Genomic DNA, 24,267 nt, shown 5'->3' on the forward strand with positions numbered 1-24,267 from the left:
CATTCATCCAGAAAAATATTTCCTTTTCTGATTAAATTTTCTATTTTACTTTCGAATTGTTTTATTTTCTTTTATTTTACATTCAAATTTAAAACATTTCGAAAGTAATTAAAAGATATATTGTAACAATATGAACAGACCGGAATCAATAAAAAGCCTGCGAGCAATGCCCGCCAGGACCTGGGACATGATCATCATCGGAGGAGGAGCCACTGGTCTGGGTATAGCCATGGACGCTGCTTCCAGAGGATATAAGACACTACTGCTCGAACAGGCTGACTTTGCCAAAGGCACCTCCAGCAGAGCTACCAAGCTGGTACATGGCGGGGTGCGTTACCTGGCCCAGGGAGATATAGCCCTGGTAAGGGAAGCACTCTATGAGAGAGGATTATTATTGAACAACGCCCCTCACCTGGCACATAATCAGCAGTTTATCATTCCTCACTATTCATGGTGGCAAGGGCCTTTCTATACCATTGGCCTTAAAATATATGATATGTTGTCCGGCCGGCTAAGCCTGGGCAAATCCAGACACATCAGTAAAAACGAAGTCACTAACCGCCTCCCTAACATCAAGGCCGATGGCCTCAAAGGTGGTATTGTATACCATGACGGACAATTTGACGACGCACGCCTGGCAGTCAATATCGCACAGACTGCCGCAGAAAACGGCGCCGTTATGCTCAACTATTTCAAAGTAGACGGCCTGCTGAAACAGGATGGTAAAATAACCGGCGTAACCACCACCGATCTGGAAACAGGTGAAACCTTCCGGGTGAGCGGCCGCACCGTTATCAACGCCACTGGCGTATTTGTAGACGAGATACTGCAACTGGACAATCCCGGCGCCCGTCCGATGGTACGGCCGAGTCAGGGTGTACACCTGGTACTCGACGCCTCTTTCCTGAAAAGCACCAGTGCTATCATGATACCCAAGACTCCGGATGGCCGTGTACTCTTTGCTGTGCCCTGGCACAACAAAGTATTACTGGGCACCACCGACACTCCGCTGGAAACACACAGCATGGAGCCGGTAGCCCTGGAGCAGGAGATTGATTTTATCCTCAGCACCGCCGCCCAGTACCTCACGCGCACGCCTACACGTGCCGATGTATTCAGTATGTTTGCTGGCCTCCGTCCGCTGGCGGCGCCTCAGAAAGATACGAATAGCACCAAGGAAATATCCCGTAGTCATAAGATCCTGGTAGCACCGTCCGGCCTGATCACCATCACCGGCGGTAAATGGACCACCTTCCGGAAAATGGCAGAAGACACTGTAGACGAAGCTATCCGCCAGGGTAACATCACTCCGGCCAAATGCAACACCAAAGGCATGCGTATCCATGGCTACCAAAAACAGCCTATGGCGCTGGCCCCACTGGACGTTTATGGCAGCGATGCCGCACAGGTACAGGCTATTGCCGCCATGCAGCCGGAACTGGCCAAAACATTACATCCACAGCTGCCTTATATCAAAGCACAGGTAGTTTGGGCAGTAAGACAAGAGATGGCACGCACCGTAGAAGATACCCTCGCCAGAAGATTGCGGGCTCTGTTCCTCGATGCACAGGCCGCCATAGATATGGCTCCGGAAGTAGCCTCCATCATGGCTGCGGAACTGGGTAAAAACGAGGACTGGCAACAGCAACAGGTGAAAGCCTTTTATGCTGTAGCACAAAACTATTTGCTGAAAAATATCCGTATACGTGAACAATTACCTGTAACTGCCTAGCATACTACCATACCGGTAATTCCACTGTCAACTATAGCGATACTGATTATCCACGCAGAAAAAGAAAAACATGACCAAATACATCATGGCCCTGGACCAGGGCACCACCAGTTCAAGAGCCATTATCTTTGACAAGACAGGGGCTGTTATTTCCGTTGCCCAGAAAGAGTTTACACAACTCTTTCCTGCTCCGGGATGGGTAGAACATGACCCTTCCGAAATATGGAGCAGCCAGATAGGCGTAGCCACTGAAGCGATGGCCAAAGTGGGCCTGGAAGGCGGCAACATTGCAGCCATCGGTATTACCAACCAGCGGGAAACAACCCTCGTATGGGACCGTGAAACCGGCAAACCTATTCACAACGCTATCGTATGGCAGGACCGTCGTACCGCTGCTTTCTGTGACAGCCTGAAAGCCAGCGGTAAAGAAAATCTTATCCGTGAAAAAACCGGTCTTGTTATCGATGCCTATTTCTCCGGCACCAAAGTAAAATGGATACTCGACAACGTAAGTGGCGCCCGCGAACGTGCAGCCCAGGGCAAACTGGCCTTTGGCACCGTTGACTCCTGGCTGGTATGGAACCTGACCCATGGCGCTGTTCATGCTACAGATATCACCAACGCTTCCCGCACCATGCTGTTCAACATTCACACCCAGCAATGGGATACAGAACTGCTGGCATTACTGGACATCCCTGCTTCCATGTTACCGGAAGTAAAAGAGTCCAGTGAAGTATGCGGACTGACAGCACCGGGTATTTTCGCCGCACAGATACCCATCGCCGGTATCGCCGGGGATCAGCATGCAGCCTTATTCGGACAGATGTGTACCGCACCCGGTATGGTAAAAAATACCTATGGCACCGGCTGTTTTATGCTGATGAACATTGGTGAAAAACCCATCCTCAGTAAAAACAACCTGCTCACCACCGTAGCCTGGAAAGTAAACGGTCAGACTCATTATGCGCTGGAAGGCAGCATCTTCATAGCAGGTGCTATCGTACAGTGGCTGCGTGACGGCCTCGGTATTATCCGCTCCTCCTCTGAAGTAGAGGCCCTGGCCGCTAAGGCAGCACAAAATGACGGTGTATACCTGGTACCCGCTTTTGCCGGTTTGGGAGCTCCGCACTGGGACCAGCATGCACGCGGCACCTTAGTAGGCATGACCCGTGGCACCAACCAGGCCCACATTGCCCGTGCCGCCCTGGAAAGTATTGCCTATCAAACCATGGATGTACTGAAAGCGATGGAAGCCGATGCCGGCATCAGCATAAAAGAACTTCGTGTAGACGGTGGCGCTACTGGCAACAATCTTCTGATGCAGTTCCAGGCCGATATCCTGCAGGCCAAAGTAGTACGTCCGGGTATTACAGAAACCACCGCGCTGGGAGCGGCCTACCTGGCTGGCCTGGCTACCGGCTACTGGCAAAACCTTGAAGAGATACGCAACCAATGGCAGATGGAAAAAACATTTGCACCTGATCTGGAGCAACAACACAGAGAGACCTGGATCGACGGATGGAACAGAGCTGTAGATGCCACCAAACACTGGGCCAGACAATAGTTTAAACGGAAACCATGCCTTCTTATCACGTAGCAAACCAACAAATCACCAATATCTATGTCTCCAATTTTAGCTGAATTTATAGGCACGGCCCTGCTGCTCCTGCTGGGCAATGGTGTTGTAGCCAATGTGGTACTTAACAAAACCAAGGGCAACAGCAGCGGATGGATTGTCATCACCACCGGATGGGCGCTGGCCGTATACGTTGGCGTAGTAGTAGCAGGTCCTTATAGTGGCGCGCACCTCAACCCTGCCGTAACAGTAGCGATGGCGTTTGCCGGTAAATTTGCCTGGGCAGATGTTCCTATGTTTGTGATCGCGCAACTGACAGGTGCTATGCTGGGCACTTCCCTGGTATGGTATAACTACAAAGACCATCTGGATGCAACACCTGACAACGGTTTACAACGTGCCTGCTTCTGCACGGAGCCGGCTATACGTAAACCACTGCGTAATTTCATCTGCGAAGTGACCGGCACTTTTGTGTTGCTGTTTACCATCTTCTACTTTACCAATGCTGAGATGGGTGCAGAAAAAACACCCGTAGGACTGGGCTCTCTGGGCGCAGTACCTGTAGCTTTGCTCGTATGGGCCATTGGTCTTTCTCTGGGCGGCACTACCGGTTATGCCATCAATCCGGCCAGAGACCTGGGTCCTAGAATCATGCATGCGATCCTTCCTATGAAAGGTAAAGGACATAACGACTGGGGCTATTCCTGGATACCGGTAGCTGGTCCGTTGACCGGCGCCATCCTCGCTGCCGCCCTGTACCTGTTTCTGAAATAACCAGTAGCCATAAACGGTAAGCCTATACGTTTATCCGTACACGTTAGAAAAAATGTATACACCTGTAAATCATCAACAATGAACAAACAAAGGAATGTCCGGCTGATGGCCTGTGCCATGGCAGCTGTAGCAACTGCTTTTACAGCCTGTAAAACATCCAGACCAACCACTGCACACAACAGCGATCTCCCTGCCTTCTTTAAGGTGGGCCACCGCGGCACCAGGGGACTGATGCCTGAAAACACCATCCCTGCCATGTACAAAGGGCTGGAAACAGGTTCCAACACTATCGAATTTGATGTACACATCACCAAAGACGGACAGGTAGTGGTTTACCACGATGCCTCCTTCACACCGTCCTACACCACGATGCCGGATGGTAAGGATATTCCGGCAGCAGACCGCAGCAAGTATGTTTTTTACCAGATGAACTATGCCGACATCCGGCCTTTTATTATCGGTGAAAAACCATATCCGGCCTTTCCGGAACAACAGCGGCTTCGCTCCTATGCTCCACTGCTGGGCGAGATGATCGACTCTGTAGAACACTACACCCGCACACATAACCTGCCACCGGTCTACTACCTGCTGGAAGTGAAATCTTCCGAAAAAACAGACGGCGTTGAACAGCCTTCTCCGGAAGAATATATGAAGATCATGATGGCGGTAAAACAGTTGAAACCATTAGGCAACCGGCTGCTGATACAGTCTTTCGACATGCGCCCCCTGCAGGTGCTGCACAAAACACACCCGCATATCAAACTGGGTTTCCTCACCGGCGACAAAAACACCACATTCGAACAGCATCTGCAACAACTCGGCTTTACACCAGCGTTCTACAATCCTTCCTACAACCTGGCGACACCGGAACTTGTAAAAAAATGTCATGATAAAAATATACGAATCGTACCCTGGACCGTACAGGAACAGGCGGAAATGAAAAAACTGAAAGCCATCGGCGTAGACGGTATTATCACCGATTACCCTAACAGGCTCCAGGAAGCACTGTAATTCAATCAACCAAAAACACAGGAAAAAATACAGTTTATGAAATTGCGAACAAGATTCCGGGCATTCCGTCCGGGTGCTATTCTCATGCTATGCCTCGGGATCATTCTATCAACCTCCACAGCCCTGTTTGCTCAGGATCTTGCCCTTACCGGTAAGGTAACCGGCACCGGTGGCATTCCCCTTCCCGGCGTAAACATACAGGTAGCCGGCACCAGCAAGGGGGCCTCCACCAATGCCGACGGTCAGTTTAAACTGAGCGCAGCGGCAGGTTCTACGTTAAAAATCTCCTTTATCGGTTACCTTTCCAAAGAAGTGAAAGTAGTCAATGCACTTCCACTGCACATTACGCTGGAAGAAGATGTACAAAAGCTCAATGATGTGGTGGTAGTGGGCTATGGCACACAGAAAAAAGCCACATTGACAGGATCTATTACTACTGTTTCCATGGCTGAAAAAGAAGGCCGGCCTATTACCAACGCCAGTAATGCATTACAAGGCGTTCCCGGCATATTCACCAACCTCAGCAACAGCCAGCCCGGTGTAGATAGAAGCACCATCCGTATCAGGGGTGTAGGCACACTGAGCAACAATGATCCGCTGGTTCTTGTTGATGGTATCGAATACTCCATGGATGAGCTGAATCCAAATGACATTGAAACCATCACTGTACTAAAAGACGCTGCTGCCTCCATCTACGGTTCCCGTGCAGCCAATGGCGTTATCCTGGTGACTACCAAAAAAGGAAAAGGCGTCTCTAAGATCAACTACAGCTACTATCGTGGCGTGCAGAAAGCCACCTATCTGCCAGATATCATTACCGACCCGATTGCGTATATGAAGCTGAAGAACCAGGCCAACCTGAACGAAGGAACTACCAAGCTTGATTACTCCGATGCACAGATTGCAGAATATGAAAAAGGTATGCTGACCGATCCGATCACTTATCCAGCCAACAACTGGTATAAGATCGCGCTGAAGAATGGTATTATACAGAAACATGATCTGAGTGTATCCGGTAGCACCGACAAGTATCAATACCGTTTGTCACTGGGTTATCTCGACAGGGATGGTATCCTCTTCGGGCCTGGCAACCATGAGAAAAAATACTCTGTGGGTCTGAACAGCTCCATGCAGGTAACCCAAAGGTTAAGAGCCGGTCTCACACTGGATGGCTATTACCGCAACTATACACAGCCTTTCTACAATTCTACCTGGGAGTACCTCGCTAGAGCACTGCCTATCCTCACCGATACGCTGGCTGATGGTCGTTATGGTAACTCCTGGCTGCGTACTACTGGCCGCAACAACTGGGAACATCCCCGTATGCTTTCCTATAATGGTTTGCAGACTAAAGTGGTACAACGTTTTCTGGCTACTATTTTCGCAGAATACAAGCTGCCTTTTGATATCAACTACAATATCAAATTCGGCGTGGATAAATATGATGGTCAGCTGACGCAGTTTACACCGCGCATGCAAACGTTTGACCCGAAAACCAATGCAGCTACCAACTGGAACAATCCCAATACAGCACCCCGTTCCTACAAAACGGACTACAATGACATGAACATTCACTTCTACAATACCCTGGATTGGAAGAAGACGTTTGCATCCAAACATAATGTGAGTGCCATGGTAGGTGCCAGCTACGACAACTTCGAGAAAGACCAGTTTGACGCCAGCATGTACGGTTATCTGGACGGTACGCTGGACGCCCTGAGCGCCGGTGTTTACTGGAACGCTACTTCCGGTACTACCACGCGCGATGTACTGGAATCTTATTTTGGTCGTGTGAACTATGACTTTGATGGTAAGTATCTGTTCGAAGCAGCTTTCCGTTACGATGGTTCTTCCAAGTTTGCTCCCGGCAAACGTTGGGGCTTTTATCCTTCCGCTTCTGCAGGATGGCGTATAGACAAGGAGTCCTTCTTCCAGTCTTCCCTGATAGATGTGCTCAAACTCCGCGCTTCTGCTGGTCAGATGGGAACTCAGGCCGTGCCCCTGTACAGCTATATTCCTTCCGTTAGCATGGGAGAAGACTATAGCTTTGGCGGCGGCGCTTCGTCCGGACTCAGCTCCGGAGCTGCAGTTACCGCTGCAGTAGATCCCAGTATCAAATGGGAAGTAACCTCCACTTATAATGCAGGTGTAGATGTGAATCTGTTTAAAAGCCGTTTAGCCGTTTCCGTAGATGTCTACAAAAAAATCACAGACGGTATTTTACGTACAGTAACACTTGCTTCACAGGTAGGTAATCTGAACGGGCCGAAAAGAAATGTAGGCAGAGTAGATAACACTGGTATTGAGCTGGTAGTACAATACAAAAACAATTTCGGAAACCTGGATTACGGTGTATATGGTAACGCCTCCTATAACAAAAACATGGTAGTAAACCTGAAAGGTGAAAAAATCTATAATGGTAACACCATCACGCAGGAGGGCTACCCTATAGATGCCTATTATGTTTTACTGTCTGACGGTATTTTCCAATCAGATGAAGAAGTGGCCAAGAGTCCATTCCAGAGCAACAAAACCAAAGCAGGTTATATCAAATACAAGGACATCAACGGTGATGGTATTATCAACGGTGATGACCGTGTAGCACTGAACAGCTCTTCTTCTGTTCCCAAATGGACATTTGGTTTTGGCTTTAACCTGGGTTATAAAGGTATCTCCCTCAGCGCTTCCTTCCAGGGTATTGCCGGTGTTAAAGCTTATCCGGTGGGCAACCTGGCCTTACCTTTCGTGAATGGCGCCAATGCTACCAAAGAATGGCTTACAGATGCCTGGACACCTCAAAACACCAATGCCCGTCTGCCGATTGTTACAACCGGTACCAATGGTGTAGACAACTTCCGCGGTTCCGATTTCTGGTTAAGAGACAACTCCTATGTAAGAATGCGTAATCTTCAGCTGGGCTATTCTTTACCTGACAGATGGTTGTCTAAAGTAAAGATCAGCAAGGTGAATGTTTTTGTGAATGGTGAGAACCTGCTGACTTTCTCCCGTTACAAAGATTTCGATCCGGAAGCAGTACTTGATCAGAGCAATCTTTACCGCTATCCTATGCTGAAAACCTTCAACGGCGGTCTGAATGTTACCTTTTAATCGTACCCAACAATGAACCAAATGAAAAAGATATATTATGCGATAATGGTCGCAGGATTTCTGGCCACAGGCTGTAACAAAAGCCTGCTGGACACTGCTCCGCACGATAGATACACAGAAGCAACCTTCTGGAAAACACCGGAAGCCGCTAATGCAGCCCTCACTGGTTGTTATTCCGTATTGCGCAATGACGGTATATTCGGAGGCAAAGGCTCCAACAATGCTACTGCCTTGTGGGATGAGACCCTGTCTCCCAATGCTTACAACAAAACCAATGTCATGAGCTTTAATGCCATTGCGGCGGGCTCACAGATGCCCAGCAGTGGCGGTATTATCAGCTCCAGGTATAGCGATTGTTACGGTGGTATAGGCCGTTGCAATACCTTCCTGAAGAAAGTAGATGAGGTGCCTGGTATGGATGAAAACCAGAAAAAAGTAATGAAAGGGCAAGTCCTCTTTTTACGTGGCCTCTATTATTTCCTGTTACAAAACTACTATGGCGGCGTTCCTTTAATCCTGGACCCTCCCAATATTCTCACACAGAGCTCACTTCCACGTAACAAACGCGAGGAGGTAGTGGCTCAGGTACTCAAAGACCTGGATGATGCAGCAGCTGTTTTACCACTTACCTACGGCGCCAGCGACAAAGGCAGGGCCACCAAAGGTGCAGCCATGGCCCTCAAGGCAAGAGTGTTGTTATATGAAGCCAGCCCCTTACTCAATCCCGGCAATGACCAGAACAAATGGACAGCGGCTGCCGCTGCTGCCAAAGCAGTGATGGATCTGGGTGGTACCGGTTATGGTTTGTTTGCCAACTATCGTAACCTGTTTCAGAAACAGAATGAGAACAACAAGGAAGTGATCTTTGATGTACAGTATATGTTTCCCAATCAAGGCAACTCCTTCGACCTGATCTGTTCTCAGTACAATTCCAATGCGCCATTGCTGGGACTGGCACAGGCCTATTACATGAAGAATGGTTTGCCCATCACAGACCCGGCTTCCGGATATGATGCCAAACGGCCGTATATCAACCGTGATCCACGCTTACAAGGTACTATCACTTTCCCAACAGATATATACCAGGGCAAAACCGTGGATTCCAGCCGCTTTGCGATTACCGGTTACGGAGTAAAAAAATTCAGTGTGTATGATACGCTGGCTCCCGCACAGGCAGACAAAGACCTGAAAGGCGGACAGTCAGAAATCAACTTTATTGTCCTGCGTTATGCAGATATTCTGATGATGTATGCAGAAGCACAGAATGAAGCAGCAGGTCCCGACGCGTCTGTATATGCAGCACTCAACCAGATCCGCGATCGTATAGGTATGCCTCGTTTTGCAGCTAATCTGACCAAAGACGATATGCGTAAGGAAATACGCCATGAAAGACGCGTGGAGTTTGCCTGCGAAGGATTGTACTACAATGATATCCGTCGCTGGAAGACTGCAGAAACTGAGTTGAATACTGAAATTTATGACTTTGCCGGAAAAGTACTGGAGAAACGTACCTTTAATCCTAAAAGGGATTACTGGTGGCCTATCCCTCAAACAGAGAAGGACCTCAATCCCAATCTGGAGCAGAATCCGGGATACTAGTATTCATCCAGCTATTTGTCCGTTCATACATAAAGGCAGACATAATTGCTGAAAACAAAATAAACTTAGCGGTTCTGGCCGGAGGGACCAGAACCGCTAACTATTTACAGCACTATTGAAATCTAAGAATTATGACCAGACTTAAACTCTCCGCCATGCTGATGACGGGAGCCTTTGCCCTTGCGCAAAGCCTGTCAGCGTTGGCACAAACACCCGAAAGGCCCAAGCTTATTGTAGGGATTGTTGTAGACCAGATGCGTTGGGATTACCTGTATCGTTATGCCGACCGCTATGAAGCCGGCGGCTTTAAAAGAATGCTGAATGAAGGTTTCACTTGTGAAAACACTACCATCAGCCATCTTCCGTCCTTTACCGCTGTAGGACACAGCACCGTATATACCGGCTCCGTACCAGCCATCCACGGCATTACCGGCAACGACTGGACTGACCAGCAAACCGGCAGAAAATGGTATTGCACAGAAGACACCATCGCCAAATCAGTAGGCAGTACTTCCACCGCCGGCCAGATGTCGCCACGCAACCTGCTGGCATCCACCATCACCGATGAACTGCGCCTGGCCACCAACTTCCGCTCCAAAGTAGTAGGCGTATCCCTGAAAGACCGCGCCTCCATCCTCCCGGCAGGACATACGCCCAACGGTGCTTTCTGGTTTGATGATGCCAACGGCAACTTCATTACCAGCACCTATTACATGAATGAACTGCCAGAATGGGTAAAGCGCTTCAACGCCAGACAACTGCCTGCCCAGCTCATGTCCAAGCCCTGGGAAACACTCTACCCGATCAATACCTACGTGCAAAGTGCTGCTGACAATGTTTCCTGGGAAGGTACCTTTCGTGGCGAAAAAACACCGGTATTCCCCCACGACATGAAAGAGATCTATAAAAAAGATCCTGGCAGTCTGCGTACCACGCCTTCCGGCAATACCCTCACCCTCGAATTTGCCAGAGCCGCTGTGGAAGGATATGATCTTGGCAATGGCACCGCCACCGACTTCCTCACCATCAACTGTGCCTCTACTGACTATGTAGGCCATCAATACGGTCCTAACTCCATAGAAGTGGAAGATACCTATCTGCGCCTCGACAAAGATCTTTCCGCCTTCTTTACCTACCTGGACCAGAAAGTAGGTAAAGGCAACTACCTCGTATTCCTCACTGCCGACCATGGTGCAGCCCATTCTGTTGGCTTTATGCAGGAACATAATCTGCCAGCAGGTTTCGTGAAAGACAAAGCCATGATGAGCAGCCTTGACAGCCTCCTGGCAGCCCGCTTCGGCGTGAAAGGACTGGTACGTTCCGGTATGAACTATCATGTGAACTATGACGTGGCCAAAATAGAAGCCAGCAAACTGGACTATGACGCCATTAAAAAAGAAACCGTCAAATTCCTTCAGCGACAACCCGGTATCCAGTTCGCCGCCGATATCGACAACCTGGGCAACAGCCCAATACCGGAGCCTATCAAAACCATGATCAGCAACGGATACAACCCAAAACGTACCGGCGCCGTAATGATCATCCCCGAACCAGGATGGTACCAGGGCTTTGAGAAAGGCACTACCCACGGCAACTGGAACCCTTACGATATCCATATTCCGCTCGTATTCATGGGATGGCATGTGAAACACGGCGCCAGCAATGAAACCGTACACATGACAGATATCGCTGCCACCCTGGCCGATATGTTGCGCATCCAGATGCCCAACGGCTGCGTTGGACGCCCCATCAAATTTTAGTTAAAGATGGTGTGTTTTGAAAGAGAAGAATGTTTTGATATCTTCATAAATAATCAACATATCTAAAATAGCCCAGGGCTAAAGCCCTGGGCCTCTTAATTATTTTATATGGGAATTATTGAGCAGTTAGCATCTTCATTGGGCCGTCGGGACGAAGTTCCCAATCAGGAACTGGCCGCTGCGATAGCCGGTGGCAAGGACAGTGGTGCTGTAAAGGAGTTAGTGGCTCTTCTCCAGCATAAGGATAAAAACATTCAGCACGACAGTATCAAAGTGCTATATGAAATTGGGGCTGTACAGCCGGCCATGATTGCGCCGTATGCAAAGGATTTCATTGCACTGCTCGACAGTCGCAACAACCGGATGCAATGGGGTGCTATGACCGCCCTGCAAACCATTACAATGGAACAACCGGCGCAGATCTATGACTCATTGGGTAAGCTGTCTGCCATTGCAGACAAAGGTTCTGTGATTACCAAAGATAATTACATGAGCATACTTGTTAAGCTTTACTCCGTGAAGGCTTATGCAGAAGCCGTATACCCCCTGTTCAACGAACAACTGCTGCAAAGCCCCGTCAACCAGCTGCCGATGTATGCAGAACTCATGCAACCCTGCATTCAGACTCCCCACAAAACATTGTTCCGCCAGACACTGACAACCAGACTTCCGGATATAGAAAAAGAATCCAAAAGAAAAAGAGTGGAGAAGGTCCTTAAAAAAACTGAAAAATAAGAAGCCCGTCAGGGATGCTGGGGCTCCTTACTTTCTATTCGCAGATTTTTCCGGATTACCTGATAAATATCCTTTTCCCTAAAGGGTTTCATCAACCAGTCATTAAATCCTGAACGTCTGAAATCACGAACATCCTGTTCTGTAATATCCGCCGTCAGCGCAATCACAGCCACATTGGCCTTTTCAGGATCATTATCTTTCCTGATTTTTTCTACTACTTCCAGCCCGCTGAATTTAGGCATATGAAGATCCAACAGCACCAGATCATAACGGTTGCGCTTAAAAAGATCCAATGCAATTTCTCCATCACGGGCCATATCAAAACGACATTTCCAGCGGGTAAGTATCATTTTCATTAACAACAGATTCATCTCCTGATCTTCCGCCACCAGCACATAAAGGTCTTCCATAGCGGCGCCTGAAGGGGTTTCTGTTTGCTGTTGGGTAATAATAACCGTCTGCGGCATAGACACTACTTCATATGGTATCCGGCAGATGAACTGTGTTCCTTTGTTGACCTCACTGGTATAGGTGATCTCTCCCCCATGCAGTTCTACCAACCTTTTGGTAATAGCCAGGCCCAGACCGGTGCCTTTTACCGTCACCCTTGCAGGTGCGGCCTGATAGAAGCGTTCAAAGAGGTTGGCCTGTGCTTCTTTGCTGATGCCTTCTCCCGTATCGGTGACAATAAACGTAAACAGTGCACGGCTTTCTGTCTGTTTCTCCAGTTTAGCCGTTACCGTTACACTGCCGCTGGAAGTATATTTGGTGGCATTGCTGATAAGGTTTAACAATATCTGTTTAAGGCGAAACGCATCTCCTCTTACTTCCCAGCGATGATCACCTTCAAAATCGGGGAAGAACCCCAGATTTTTTTGCATGGCCAGTATACGGGTAGTACTGATTACCTCCTCAAAAGCGGTATATAATACAAATGGTTCCTGCAGCAGGGAGATATAATCCTTTTCGAGCTTGGAAAAATCAAGTACATCATTCACCACCTGCATCAGCATATCCGCAGCCACTTCTACGGAACGTAACAGCTCACGCTGACTGGCAGACAGCCCCGAGTAGGAAAGCTGCTCGCTGAAACCTACCACGGCATTCAGCGGTGTACGTATTTCGTGGCTCATATTGGCCAGGAAATCGGTCCGGATACGGGCTTCTTCCCTCGCAGCAGCTGCACTAGCCATAAGTTGCTGGTTCTTTTTCCTCAATTCATATGCTGCTCCTGTTAAAGCAAGCAATAGTAGAGCCAGCAGGCTTCCACCCCATACAGCAATTGTTTTTATTCTACCTGTGTCCTGGTTTATCATACTGCCGGCTTGTTGCCGCTGTTGTACCAGTGCTATAGTGGCCTTATCTCTCAGTGCAAGGATCAGCGTGTCCATTTGCGCCAACATCATAATGTTGGTTCCTGCCAGGGATTGCTCGCTGGTATTGATTTTCATCCGGTTGGCCAACTGCGTACGCAGTATCTTTTTATAGTAACCGTTTACATCGTTGATAATGTCTTTCATACGCTGGGCATCATAATCAGACTTATTGACCACCTTACCACTTTTTGTTTTCACCATCACAGCCATTTGTGCTTTGACAGTATCGCCCTTGTTTTTATTGGAGAAGGCATTGCCCAGACGTTTGAAGAGTCCTTTCTTTTTCTCCGGCGCCGATACAATGTTGCTAACAGTATCCATGGTCACGTTATCTTTTTTTATCTGTGTGACCTTATATACAGGGATGCTATTGAGCAGTTTATCGATCCTGTCATCTGCCAGGGAAGAAGAGAGCATGGAGTCGGTAGCTTTTTTGAGCTGCGAGATGCGCCCTGACATCGCTGTTTTTTGAGCGATCAATTCGTTGAACTGCTGATGATCATTCAGTCCGCTCAGCATGCTGCTGATGGAATCTACGGCCGACAACACCTCTCCCAGTTGTGCAGAAAAGGATTGCAGAAAATGTTTATCATAGGTTACGGTAAACAGGCGAAAGTTACTTTCAGCACGGTTGAGGGTCAGCAATGCATTGTCCATGAGACGTATGCCGGGATTGTCCTGTAGCAAGGTATCTGTTGATTTCAGCAACTTACCTGCACTTTGCTGGTGTACAGAAAATCCATAATAAAAAAGCCAGCCTGTAACCGCTACAGTCAGGGCTATCAGTACTTTAAACAGATTAAGCGATCGAAGCATATTAACGCTTTAGCATTGGTTTGTTTTAATAAACGAGGGAAAGAAGGGTCACCGGAGATTCGACAATCTTTGGGTCATTCAAATGGATACAGTGGTATGGTTAGTATATATCCCGGAACCTGTAAGATATTAAAAAGGAATATAAGGACCGGCCTGCTGGTGCAGATGGCACCAGCAGGCACTTATGCAGAAAGGTTATTCCTGTTAAAGATACCAGACTTCATCGGCATGGGTGGAGATGTACACGGTATCTCCTTTTTTCACCTGGCTTTTGCTTGTCCGGATAGTAATGGTGTCTTTGGATAAGGTCACAACGGTTTCATAGAAGCTACCGAAGAAGTGTACACTTTTTACTTTTCCTTTCAGGGCAGACTGACCTTCTTCCACAATCTGAAAACTTTCGGGACGCAGGAAGAGGTTTTTTCCGTTTTCCACCACTCCTGGCAGGCCGGCAAACTTTTTGGCTTTGGCAGGGCTGATCAGGTTATAGGAACCCAGCAGGCCGGCAGTATATTCATTAACGGGCTGACCATATACCTGCTGTGGCGTGCCTCTTTGTACAATCTCTCCATCTTTCATGATCATCACTTCATCCGCCCAGGAAAGCAGGTCCTGCGGATCGTGGGAGATCAGCATACAGGTGATGTCCAGGTTTTCGGAGATGTCCCGGATCACCTCTTTCAGTTTGTTTTTATGGATCAGATCGAGGTTAGAGTAAGGTTCATCGAGCAAAAGCAGACGGGGAGCTGTTACCAGCAGACGTGCCAGGGCAATCCGTTGTTTCTCTCCTCCCGATAGCTGGTCGGTTTTACGTTTCAGCAGATGCGTGATCTGACAGAGATCATACAGTTCTACTGAAGAGTCTTCCGTCAGTTTGTTGTTATAGGAAAGTATTTCTTCTACCCGGTAGTTATTACGCAGTTCAAAATGCTGGGATAGATAGGCTATACCCGGCTGTCCCGGAATCAGCACTTCCAGCGGGCCTTCCACCCTGACTTCTTCAAAGGACACTTTGCCGGCATCGGGCTGTACAAAACCACCGATCATTTTCAGCAGCGTACTCTTACCGGAACCTGTTTCCCCGGCAATAGCCACTTTCTGAAATTTTTCTACCGTAAAGCTGATATCCTTTACTACCGGTACCCCTAACTGGTTCTTACTGATATTGGAGACTGTTAAAAAGCTCATATTTCCTGTTTATACCTTGTCCAACAGCAACAAAAAAACCTCTTGATGTAAGAGGTTTTATATTCCTGTGATCGTGAGGGCGTTTATTATCAAAAAATCATTCTGTCTGAAATAGTATCCCAGGCAGGTGTTAATAAAATCCACTTAAAAGAACTTTAATCCGACAAATATAACGGAAATCAGGTCAAATGGCAAGCCCTGTGTGATCATCAGAGCCTGTTATACACGCTGGTGGCGGGTGTACGCCCTCACAAAAAACAGGCAGACATCTGGACCCAGGGGGTGTATATACGCCAAATTGAGGGGTTGATCCCGACAATAAGCTGATTTACCTTTAACATATGAAACACATATCAATCCTGGTTCCAAGAGGGGCCGTGCTGGGCAGTATTGAAGGGCCCCGTCAGGTGTTTACCGAGGTAAACAAGATGCTTAAAAACAATGGGGACAACCCCTTGTTTAGGGTACAACTGGTAGGGCTTACCCGGGAAGTACCGGCATGCGGAGGTATGTACACTGTGTTTGCAGATGCCACCATTAAGGAGATCCCCAAAACAGACCTCATTATTATTCCGGCGCTGGATGGTGATATGAACAAGGTGCTGGAACAAAACAAGGACTTTATTCCCTGGATCATACATCAGTACAAGGCAGGAGCCGAAGTTGCCAGCCTCTGCGTAGGTGCTTTCCTGTTAGCCGCCACAGGTCTGATAACCGGGCGTAGATGCGCTACCCACTGGATGGCAGCCAGTGATTTCAGGAAGATGTTTCCGCAGGTAACCCTTGTGGAAGACAGCATTATCACCGATGAATTTGGTATCTATTCCAGCGGTGGTGCGTTTTCCTATCTCAATCTTATCCTTTATCTGATTGAGAAATACAGCAGCAGACAGATTGCTGTGTTCTGCGCCAAAGCATTCCAGATAGACATTCAGCGCGACAGCCAGTCGCCCTTTACTGTTTTCAGAGGCCAGAAAGACCATGAAGATGGGCCTATCCTTAAAGCACAGGAATTCATTGAACAGAATTACACCGAAAAAATAACGGTAGACCAGCTCGCGTGTATGTTTACACTGGGCCGCAGAAACCTGGAACGTAGGTTCAAAAAGGCCACTGCCAATACTGTAGTGGAATATATCCAACGGGTGAAAATAGAAGCCGCTAAAATGAGCCTGGAATCATCCCGTGAGAATGTTAACGAGGTGATGTACAACGTAGGCTATACCGATCCAAAGGCTTTCCGGATCACGTTCAAGAAGATTACCGGGATGTCGCCGATACAGTATAGGAATAAGTATAACAAGGAAACTGAACTGGAACTGTGATGAGGAATGATGACGCTGATGGATGTGATAACGATAGATGATTGATATTTTACTGATTTTTATACCAGGTTAGATAATCGGGTGGCTGTTGATAGCAGCCACCCGATTATATTTTAGTGTAAGGCTTCCCTGGTTCGTCTTGATTTCAGTAGGTTCAGCATGGCTGTGGATACCAGCATGATGATCACGCCCAACCATTGCAGCCCGCTTACTTCTTCTTTCAGGATCAGATGCGAGCAGATCACCGCCACCGGCAGCTCAGCTGTCATAATGATAGCACTGAGGCTGGCGCCGATTTTGGGGATACCGGCCGCAAACAATACCGGCGGTATCACAGTCCCGAACAAAGACAGGAACAGCGCCCATTTCAGCAGTCCCGGGCCGAAGTGAGTACTGGCAATAAGGTCCGGAGCATTAAAGAGAAAAATCCCCAGGGTAGACCCGGCCATGATCACCGCACTTTTGCGTAACGGCTGTATACTCGTTCCTACGCGGCTGTTGGCCACCACATATATAGCGTAGAACAATGCAGAAAGTCCTGCGAAGGCCAGACCGGTGACAGAGAGACTGCCACTCTCCTGTTTGAGCAACCCGCCAGACAATAACGTTCCACCGAGAATAAAAAGGATTGTCATCAGTTCGGGCAATCCCGGCCGTTGTTTGTAAAATATCCAGTCTATCAGCACACCGATCCAGGTAAACTGCATCAGTATTACAATTGCTATAGAAGCGGGGATGTATTGTACAGACACATAATACACAAAGGTGGTGAGTCCTATCGTGGTTCCGGTGAGTAACAACGGCCAGCGGTCCTGCCAGGAAAGACGAACCTGTTGCGCGCCCTCTTTACGATTACCGTATAGCCGTACCAGTAGCCATAAAAACATCATCCCTGAAAATGCCTGTGTAACGGCTATCTCCGCCGCTGTATATCCTTCCCGGTAGGCTAATTTGACAAAAGTGGATAAAATGCCGAAGCTGCATGCGCCGACAAAAACCATCCATATATACCTGTTCATTGATCGCTGATTGTTTGAATTGGTTTAAAAGAGAATGTAATACAGAAACCTGTTGAGCTACAGGCACAACAAAACAACCAGGTCAACGGACACAGTAAATCGTATGAAGGAATAGACTATCGCTTCAGAGAAGAAATGCCGGAACGGCTATATACCGGTTGTTTTGCTTAGCAAACAACTGCGGGGGGAGGTGTATTGGAGAAAATTACCTGGAACATAATTTTTTGAATATGAGGACAAGATAGAAAAAAAAGATGAATTACAAGCCTGAGACGAAGTAGATGTTCATCAGGCTTGTAAAATAATCACTTAGTTTTAAGCTTCCTGTTCCATATACATAAACTCCCAGTGATGACCGTCGATATCCTGGAAACCATGGCCATACATAAATCCATGGTCCTGCGGAGCTTTGTGAGTGGTAGCACCGGCCGCTACCGCTTTGGCCACAATCATGTCTACCTCTTCCCTGCTGGATGCAGATAAACAGTTAATACATTCTGTATGCCGGCTGGTATCACAGATCTCGTTATTGGTGAAGGTCTTAAAAAACCTTTCTACGATAAGCATTGCATAGATGGTATCAGAAATCACCATACAGGCAGCCTTGTCATCAGTAAACTGTTCATTGAAAGTATATCCCAGCATTGTAAAGAAAGCCATGCTTTTATCGAGGTCTTTAACGGGTAGATTAACGAAGATCATCGTTGCCATAAATTATCTGTTTTAGTCTGACACAAACTTACAGTCAATAATCATCCCGGATAGTGTGTTAAAGCGACAATCTCAATGGTAGATTACGACTTCTGCCATTACCACAGAGATGGTAATAAACAGTACAGCTATAAACTGCTTTTGTCGGGCCATTAAAAATAAAAATATAAAACCGGCATCAGCATTATTCAAAGTAGTTACGAGTGCCTATGATGAAGGGATCGGTGGAGAGTTTACCCCAATCCGGGTATTATATCAGTCAACGTGCCCTGCCCATGTTCCATCTGTCAAGGCCGGCAGGCTGGTAATCCGGGCTGCCGAACTCAGTAGGTAGGTTGCCATGACAAACATCCGGTCGCACAACCGGCACAGGAAGCCCCTCTGTTGCCTGCAGCACACATGATAAGACGGGCGTGATTTATTTACCAGGATATCGCTCCTTTATAGTACTTTGATGTCCCAGAAGCGACATCCCTGTATACAATCATTTTATCTACTAACGACTATGCTTATACGCAAATTACTGGGGACTACGGTCCTTGCCCTGATGACGTCCTGTAGTTTCACCTATGCTCAGACATCGAATCTTGAACACGTTTCCGTTCTGCAATCTATTGATCCTGCCAATGATAACTATGCAGACCTGGAAGGGTTACGGCAGGCCATTGGCAAATCCAGGATAGTGCTGCTGGGTGAACAGACTCACGGAGAAGCCTCTACTTTTCTGGCCAAGACGAGGATGATTAAATTCCTCCACGAGAAAATGGGATTTGATGTACTGGCTTTTGAAAGTGGTTTTTATGATTGTGCCCGCATCTGGGAGAATACCCTTCATGGCAGTCCGTTTGCGAAAGAGCTACCAGGCAGCCTGTTCTACATGTATGCTACCAGCAAACAGATGACACCATTGTTTGACTACATTCAGGCCAACGTAAAATCAGCATCTCCGCTGACAGTGGCGGGTTTTGAAAGCCAACACACCGGCCAGTATGCCAAACAACAGCTGTTCCCTGATTTTGAACAGTTCCTAAAGCAGCAGCATCCTGCGCTGCTGGACGACAACTGGGCACTTTTCCGCCGGGTGTCACTGGCGACCTTCCCTTCTAATACCTACCGTCCTACTGCCGAAGAGCAACAAATTTTTTTCAAGGAGTTAGACAAACTTAAAACGGCTTTATCCGGGAGTAAAAACAAGAGCACTCATTTCACCACATCACCGGGTTTCTGGTATCAGGTAACCTGCAGTATTGAGTCGCAGGCAAAACGTTACTGGGGGCTGACTACCGGCAATGAGCTCAGTGTACGCGACAAACAAATGGCTGATAACCTGATATGGCTGGCAGAAAAAGCATTTCCCGGCAAAAAGATCATTGTGTGGGCACACAACATCCACATCGCTAAAAATACCAGCGAACTGGAATTCCACACTGGTGGCCCTGTTCCTTTCCTTCAAACACTGGTACCTATGGGCGCCACTGTAAGCCGGCATTTCGGTAAAGATGCCTATGCCATTGGTTTCTCCGGCGCAGCGGGCAACTATATAGATTATACGAACGATAAGTTAACCGCTGTACCAGCTCCACAGCCAGCCAGCGTGGAAGCACAGTTTACAGGTTATCAGCATGCTTTTATAGATTATCGTACGGCCAAAGGCTGGCTGCAACAGCCCCAGCAAGCTACGTTGTTTGATTTTACGCCGTTGAAAGGTACCTGGCCTCACGTGTTCGACGGACTTGTTTTTATTCGTACGTCCGTACCGGTAGACCGCTGATAATTACTTTTTTATAAAATATATAATAACTGCGTACAGGGATTATTCTTTAACCATCAATTCCTGTACGCAGCTGTATTTTAGAGTGTCATGTTCCAGTTACCCGAAAGTTTTTCTGCGTTGAATAAAAAATAAAACCCGCTCTACCATAAAAGCAATTCAACTATTTGTTATCTTAGTAGGATCCTCGTCGCAGCAACCAATTTATTTTAACCATATGACCGCGTCATTACAGTTCGAGAATGTATCCGCCATGTTCGCGGAAAATCCGGGAATATTTGGTAAACCAGCAGCAGCAGCGTTATCGGGTCTCTCTCATGGAGACATAGTTTGTTTGTTTTTTGTTGTAGGCTTTAGCAGCACCCGTGGCCACAAATCAGAAAGAATACTGGTAAAGATCACCGATATGCAGCATGACTGCTATCGAGGCGCTTTGCTTACTCCATCGAAGTACCGGCATGACCTGCAACCCGGTGATGAAATCACTTTCCATAGCGAGCACATAGCCGCTGTGCTGGCGGAAAACTTCGCCGCAATTACCCCCTAAGAATGTCGTATTTACACAACGTTGATTATCATAATTGACAGTAAGTTTGTACCAGCAAATCACGCAACAATTTCCGGAAGCGTTGCGGGGTCTGCAGAGAATCACTATCGATTAAATCCTAAACAAACTACTGCTATTATGACAACGTCAATAACACCTTCGAAATCTGCACGCTTAACAGGTAGAATCATCAGCATCCTTGTAATTTTATTTGCGCTGGTAGATGCTGTCATGAAAGTATTCAAAGCAGGACCTTCGATGGAAGGATCCACCGCACTGGGTTGGCCTGCCGACCAGGTGCAGTTTATAGGTATCCTTTTACTCATCGGAACTATTCTGTATGCTATCCCGCGTACTGCCATACTGGGCGCCATTATCATTACCGCTTACCTGGGCGGAGCGGTAGCCATTATGGTAAGGGTAGCACAACCTTACTGGTTCCCCGTGCTTTTCGGGATATTAACCTGGGCTGCCCTCTATCTTCAGGACACCGGCTTAAGGAACATGATACCCATGCGCAAAGATTAATTACGGCAACCATGAACAATATGAGCCGGGAAGCAGGATAGTCCAGCTTCCCGGCTTTTTATCAGCATACAATATACTTCTCTCCAAAAAGAGATGACGTCACTGGTGAACATCCGGCCGATACACCTCCATGAGCATAGTAGGATTACTCAGCTGCTTAAAGCCATAACTGCCGTAAAGTGTGTGCGCATCTTTTGTATTCAGCATCAGCCTCCGCAATTTAGCCACCCATGGCTCATCAGTCATATGCTGCATCATCTTTTTGGAAATGCCCTTTCCGCGATATTCCGGTAATACAAACACATCTGCCAGCCAGCCAAAAGTGTGATAGTCTGTAATCAACCGGGCAAAGCCAATCTGCCGGTCTCCCACAAATGCCCCGATACAATAGGAGTGCTCCAGCGATGCTTTCACCAGGTCGTAAGATATCCCCTGCGCCCAGTAAGAATCGTGGCTCAGGTAATGGTGGATAGCTGGAATATCCATCTGTGTTACTCCTGTCTTAATTTCTATCTGATTAATCATTCCTGGAAAATTTTCAGCAAAAATGACTAATAAGACAATATGGACACAGTCACAATTTTATTATTTTTGATGGACACAGTTAAAACTGTTGAGATGATGACCAAAGACTACAAATACCAGCATATAGCGCAGAACATTACCAGGCTGATAAAAACCGGAGTATTAAAGCCCGGAGACAAACTTCCATCCATCCGCACCATCTGCCAGGAACAGGGAATTAGTATGAATACAGCCAAACGTGTATATCTGGAACTGGAGAGCAAGGCGCTGATCATATCACGGCCGCAATCCGGATATTTTGTAGCACAGGTACCACTGAGGCAGCTGCCACTGCCGGCAACCAGCCATCCATCCGGCAAAGACAGTCGCCCTCTGCCGGTACAGCTGGTCAGCCATGTTTACAAAGACATGGGCAAAAAGAACCTGACCCTTTTCTCCGTTGGTATACCAGCACCGGAACTGCTGCCAGTGGCCAAACTCAACAAATGCCTGCTCAAGGCTTCACGCGAGCTGAAAGAAAGCAGCGTTGGCTATGAGTCGTTACAGGGCAACGAAAAACTACGGCGGGCTATTGCACGTCGTTCTTTCATGTGGGGCGGCAGCCTCGGCCCGGATGATATTATTACCACCAGTGGAGGCATGAATGCCATTAGTTTGTGTATGATGGCCCTTACCAAAAGTGGTGACACCATCGCTACCGAGAGCCCGCTGTATCCCGGCATACTGCAGTTAGCGCAGAGTCTGGGCCTGCGGGTATTAGAGCTGCCCACCCATCCGCAAACCGGTATAGACCTGCAGGCGCTGAAGGCGGTTGTAAAAGAAATTGATCTCTGTTTGCTGGTGACCAATTTCAGCACACCACTAGGCTGTTGTATGCCCGATGAAAATAAAAAGGCAGTAGTGAAATTGCTGGAGAAACATCACGTTCCCCTGATAGAAGATGACATTTACGGCGATCTTTACTTTGGGCCATCCCGGCCCATTTCCTGTAAATCGTTTGATAAAACCGGTAATGTATTATGGTGTAGTTCCGTTTCCAAAACACTGGCTCCTGGTTATCGCGTGGGCTGGGTTTCTCCAGGCAGGTATAAAGAACAGATACTCCGATTAAAACATCTCCATGTGCTTTCCAACACCGCCATCACACAGGAAGCTGTAGCCGGTTTTCTGGAAAGCGGCGGCTATGACCATCACCTGCGCAGATTAAGAGATATTCTGCAAACTAACTGTATACACTATACGAATACTATTGCCTCCGGTTTTCCGGCAGGCACCCGCATATCGCGGCCGCAGGGCGGTCTTTCGCTGTGGGTGGAGCTGCAGAAAGGAACAGATGCAGCCGTACTTTACGAGGCCGCTATCAGACAAAAGATCAGTATTGCACCCGGGCGTATGTTTACCCTGCAAAAACAGTTTGATAACTGTATGCGCCTGTCACTTGGGTTACCCTGGACGGAGCAGCTGCAGCGGAGATTACAACAGCTGGGCAGGATTGCAGGACAACTATAGATTTATAATTCTCCGAAATCATAACGGTCTATCATTAACTCCATTTCAGTTTCTGTTCTGCAGGAAAGAAAAAGGCTTTCTCCTACTCCGCCCTGCGGGTCAGGGAAATACCATACCAGCTTGTCGGTACTCCAGTAGATGATTAGATTGTTGGATTGATCTACCACTTTCTCCCAATGAGTGGCAAGGTCCTGCAACATTACGGTTATCATTTCGTCATCTATACCACTGTACAGTGAAGCCATGTAGTTGTAACCACCCTGGGCAAACTGATAATATAAACACATCTCCAGAAAAGCCTGCAGGTCTGCATCTTCGGCGTACCATTCCTTGTCTGGCACAGGACATTGATATACTTTTTCCGGTGCAGCAGGAGACACACCCCATACACAAACACCCTGGTTTTCTTCCAGAAAAACAAGTTTATCATCTTCTACATACAACTTATCCAGTGGAGCAAAATGCTGGAAAACATCCATCACTTGCTCATTACGACCAGCACACAAATAAAATGTTTGCAGTAACTCCGGTATTTTTACAGACAGCCGCGCTTCTGTATCCTGTATCATTGTAATACTCACTCCATCATCCGCGCTGAGATTTCTCCCCAACAATCTTTCAACAATAAATCTTATGCTGTTTTCCATATTCACAAAA

General features: G+C 47.6%; 19 protein-coding genes. 13 read left to right on the forward strand and 6 right to left on the reverse strand.

Annotation, left to right across the window (positions count from 1 at the left end):
* Nucleotides 1–130 precede the first annotated feature (130 nt).
* The 8 genes from DF182_RS29645 (at nucleotide 131) to DF182_RS29680 (ending at nucleotide 12,295) form a co-directional block, all read left to right on the forward strand.
* Complete coding sequence (locus DF182_RS29645) at nucleotides 131–1,732, forward strand: glycerol-3-phosphate dehydrogenase/oxidase (RefSeq protein WP_113619380.1); 1,602 nt, start codon at nucleotides 131–133, stop codon at nucleotides 1,730–1,732.
* A 70-nt stretch (nucleotides 1,733–1,802) separates the two neighbouring features.
* On the forward strand, nucleotides 1,803–3,296 hold the full coding sequence (gene glpK, locus DF182_RS29650) for a glycerol kinase GlpK (protein ID WP_113619381.1): 1,494 nt from the start codon (nucleotides 1,803–1,805) through the stop codon (nucleotides 3,294–3,296).
* A gap of 57 nt (nucleotides 3,297–3,353) precedes the next feature.
* Complete coding sequence (locus DF182_RS29655; protein WP_113619382.1) at nucleotides 3,354–4,082, forward strand: MIP/aquaporin family protein; 729 nt, start codon at nucleotides 3,354–3,356, stop codon at nucleotides 4,080–4,082.
* A 78-nt stretch (nucleotides 4,083–4,160) separates the two neighbouring features.
* Nucleotides 4,161–5,093 carry a glycerophosphodiester phosphodiesterase family protein gene (locus DF182_RS29660; RefSeq protein ID WP_211327242.1) on the forward strand — a complete coding sequence of 311 codons (933 nt, stop codon included), beginning with the start codon at nucleotides 4,161–4,163 and terminating at the stop codon, nucleotides 5,091–5,093.
* Nucleotides 5,094–5,129: 36 nt separating this feature from the next.
* On the forward strand, nucleotides 5,130–8,201 hold the full coding sequence (locus DF182_RS29665) for a SusC/RagA family TonB-linked outer membrane protein (protein ID WP_113619383.1): 3,072 nt from the start codon (nucleotides 5,130–5,132) through the stop codon (nucleotides 8,199–8,201).
* A gap of 21 nt (nucleotides 8,202–8,222) precedes the next feature.
* Entirely contained in the window at nucleotides 8,223–9,800 is a 1,578-nt protein-coding gene (locus DF182_RS29670; RefSeq protein WP_211327243.1) for a RagB/SusD family nutrient uptake outer membrane protein, read from the forward strand.
* A gap of 131 nt (nucleotides 9,801–9,931) precedes the next feature.
* Entirely contained in the window at nucleotides 9,932–11,560 is a 1,629-nt protein-coding gene (gene pafA / locus DF182_RS29675; protein WP_113619385.1) for an alkaline phosphatase PafA, read from the forward strand.
* A gap of 108 nt (nucleotides 11,561–11,668) precedes the next feature.
* Complete coding sequence (locus tag DF182_RS29680) at nucleotides 11,669–12,295, forward strand: HEAT repeat domain-containing protein (RefSeq protein ID WP_113619386.1); 627 nt, start codon at nucleotides 11,669–11,671, stop codon at nucleotides 12,293–12,295.
* An 8-nt stretch (nucleotides 12,296–12,303) separates the two neighbouring features.
* On the opposite strand, the gene DF182_RS29685 is transcribed toward DF182_RS29680, so the two are convergent.
* Together DF182_RS29685 and DF182_RS29690 are read right to left on the reverse strand one after the other, a co-directional pair.
* Nucleotides 12,304–14,487, reverse strand: coding sequence for an ATP-binding response regulator (locus DF182_RS29685; protein WP_113619387.1), 2,184 nt, complete (start codon nucleotides 14,485–14,487; stop codon nucleotides 12,304–12,306).
* A 204-nt stretch (nucleotides 14,488–14,691) separates the two neighbouring features.
* Nucleotides 14,692–15,675: an ABC transporter ATP-binding protein gene (locus DF182_RS29690; RefSeq protein ID WP_113619388.1), complete on the reverse strand. Its 984-nt coding sequence runs from the start codon at nucleotides 15,673–15,675 to the stop codon at nucleotides 14,692–14,694.
* Nucleotides 15,676–16,016: 341 nt separating this feature from the next.
* Here DF182_RS29690 and DF182_RS29695 point away from each other — a divergent pair, with 341 nt between their 5' ends.
* Nucleotides 16,017–17,000, forward strand: a complete 984-nt coding sequence (locus DF182_RS29695) for a GlxA family transcriptional regulator (RefSeq protein ID WP_113619389.1) — start codon at nucleotides 16,017–16,019, stop codon at nucleotides 16,998–17,000.
* Between the two features lie 113 nt (nucleotides 17,001–17,113).
* On the opposite strand, the gene DF182_RS29700 is transcribed toward DF182_RS29695, so the two are convergent.
* Nucleotides 17,114–18,019 carry an EamA family transporter gene (locus DF182_RS29700; RefSeq protein ID WP_113619390.1) on the reverse strand — a complete coding sequence of 302 codons (906 nt, stop codon included), beginning with the start codon at nucleotides 18,017–18,019 and terminating at the stop codon, nucleotides 17,114–17,116.
* A gap of 315 nt (nucleotides 18,020–18,334) precedes the next feature.
* Nucleotides 18,335–18,730 carry a VOC family protein gene (locus DF182_RS29705; RefSeq protein WP_113619391.1) on the reverse strand — a complete coding sequence of 132 codons (396 nt, stop codon included), beginning with the start codon at nucleotides 18,728–18,730 and terminating at the stop codon, nucleotides 18,335–18,337.
* Between the two features lie 505 nt (nucleotides 18,731–19,235).
* Here DF182_RS29705 and DF182_RS29710 point away from each other — a divergent pair.
* From DF182_RS29710 to DF182_RS29720, 3 genes are all read left to right on the forward strand, one after another.
* Nucleotides 19,236–20,501 (forward strand): erythromycin esterase family protein, encoded by a 1,266-nt coding sequence (locus DF182_RS29710; RefSeq protein ID WP_161964314.1) that lies wholly within the window; start codon nucleotides 19,236–19,238, stop codon nucleotides 20,499–20,501.
* Between the two features lie 217 nt (nucleotides 20,502–20,718).
* Nucleotides 20,719–21,048 (forward strand): hypothetical protein, encoded by a 330-nt coding sequence (locus tag DF182_RS29715; RefSeq protein WP_113619393.1) that lies wholly within the window; start codon nucleotides 20,719–20,721, stop codon nucleotides 21,046–21,048.
* Nucleotides 21,049–21,186: 138 nt separating this feature from the next.
* A complete protein-coding gene (locus tag DF182_RS29720; protein ID WP_113619394.1) occupies nucleotides 21,187–21,576 on the forward strand; it encodes a DoxX family protein in 390 nt (129 codons plus the stop codon).
* A gap of 99 nt (nucleotides 21,577–21,675) precedes the next feature.
* On the opposite strand, the gene DF182_RS29725 is transcribed toward DF182_RS29720, so the two are convergent.
* Entirely contained in the window at nucleotides 21,676–22,101 is a 426-nt protein-coding gene (locus DF182_RS29725) for a GNAT family N-acetyltransferase (RefSeq protein ID WP_170148846.1), read from the reverse strand.
* Between the two features lie 69 nt (nucleotides 22,102–22,170).
* Here DF182_RS29725 and DF182_RS29730 point away from each other — a divergent pair, with 69 nt between their 5' ends.
* Nucleotides 22,171–23,610 carry an aminotransferase-like domain-containing protein gene (locus DF182_RS29730; protein ID WP_245957601.1) on the forward strand — a complete coding sequence of 480 codons (1,440 nt, stop codon included), beginning with the start codon at nucleotides 22,171–22,173 and terminating at the stop codon, nucleotides 23,608–23,610.
* A gap of 2 nt (nucleotides 23,611–23,612) precedes the next feature.
* On the opposite strand, the gene DF182_RS29735 is transcribed toward DF182_RS29730, so the two are convergent.
* The gene (locus DF182_RS29735; RefSeq protein ID WP_147243589.1) at nucleotides 23,613–24,257 is read right to left on the reverse strand and encodes a hypothetical protein; all 645 of its coding nucleotides are present in this window, start codon (nucleotides 24,255–24,257) and stop codon (nucleotides 23,613–23,615) included.
* Between the last annotated feature and the right edge of the window lie 10 nt (nucleotides 24,258–24,267).

Source organism: Chitinophaga flava (genome assembly GCF_003308995.1).
In the GTDB taxonomy this organism is placed as follows: Bacteria; Bacteroidota; Bacteroidia; order Chitinophagales; family Chitinophagaceae; genus Chitinophaga; species Chitinophaga flava.

Coding starts and splice junctions, on each gene's coding strand:
- DF182_RS29645 (WP_113619380.1), top strand. CDS start 131: ATGAACAGACCGGAATCAATAAAAAGCCTGCGAGCAATGCCCGCCAGG.
- DF182_RS29700 (WP_113619390.1), bottom strand. CDS start 18,019: ATGAACAGGTATATATGGATGGTTTTTGTCGGCGCATGCAGCTTCGGC.
- DF182_RS29685 (WP_113619387.1), bottom strand. CDS start 14,487: ATGCTTCGATCGCTTAATCTGTTTAAAGTACTGATAGCCCTGACTGTA.
- DF182_RS29710 (WP_161964314.1), top strand. CDS start 19,236: ATGCTTATACGCAAATTACTGGGGACTACGGTCCTTGCCCTGATGACG.
- DF182_RS29725 (WP_170148846.1), bottom strand. CDS start 22,101: ATGATTAATCAGATAGAAATTAAGACAGGAGTAACACAGATGGATATT.
- DF182_RS29730 (WP_245957601.1), top strand. CDS start 22,171: ATGGACACAGTTAAAACTGTTGAGATGATGACCAAAGACTACAAATAC.
- glpK (WP_113619381.1), top strand. CDS start 1,803: ATGACCAAATACATCATGGCCCTGGACCAGGGCACCACCAGTTCAAGA.
- DF182_RS29680 (WP_113619386.1), top strand. CDS start 11,669: ATGGGAATTATTGAGCAGTTAGCATCTTCATTGGGCCGTCGGGACGAA.
- DF182_RS29655 (WP_113619382.1), top strand. CDS start 3,354: ATGTCTCCAATTTTAGCTGAATTTATAGGCACGGCCCTGCTGCTCCTG.
- DF182_RS29735 (WP_147243589.1), bottom strand. CDS start 24,257: ATGGAAAACAGCATAAGATTTATTGTTGAAAGATTGTTGGGGAGAAAT.
- DF182_RS29690 (WP_113619388.1), bottom strand. CDS start 15,675: ATGAGCTTTTTAACAGTCTCCAATATCAGTAAGAACCAGTTAGGGGTA.
- DF182_RS29695 (WP_113619389.1), top strand. CDS start 16,017: ATGAAACACATATCAATCCTGGTTCCAAGAGGGGCCGTGCTGGGCAGT.
- DF182_RS29665 (WP_113619383.1), top strand. CDS start 5,130: ATGAAATTGCGAACAAGATTCCGGGCATTCCGTCCGGGTGCTATTCTC.
- DF182_RS29715 (WP_113619393.1), top strand. CDS start 20,719: ATGACCGCGTCATTACAGTTCGAGAATGTATCCGCCATGTTCGCGGAA.
- pafA (WP_113619385.1), top strand. CDS start 9,932: ATGACCAGACTTAAACTCTCCGCCATGCTGATGACGGGAGCCTTTGCC.
- DF182_RS29720 (WP_113619394.1), top strand. CDS start 21,187: ATGACAACGTCAATAACACCTTCGAAATCTGCACGCTTAACAGGTAGA.
- DF182_RS29705 (WP_113619391.1), bottom strand. CDS start 18,730: ATGGCAACGATGATCTTCGTTAATCTACCCGTTAAAGACCTCGATAAA.
- DF182_RS29660 (WP_211327242.1), top strand. CDS start 4,161: ATGAACAAACAAAGGAATGTCCGGCTGATGGCCTGTGCCATGGCAGCT.
- DF182_RS29670 (WP_211327243.1), top strand. CDS start 8,223: ATGAAAAAGATATATTATGCGATAATGGTCGCAGGATTTCTGGCCACA.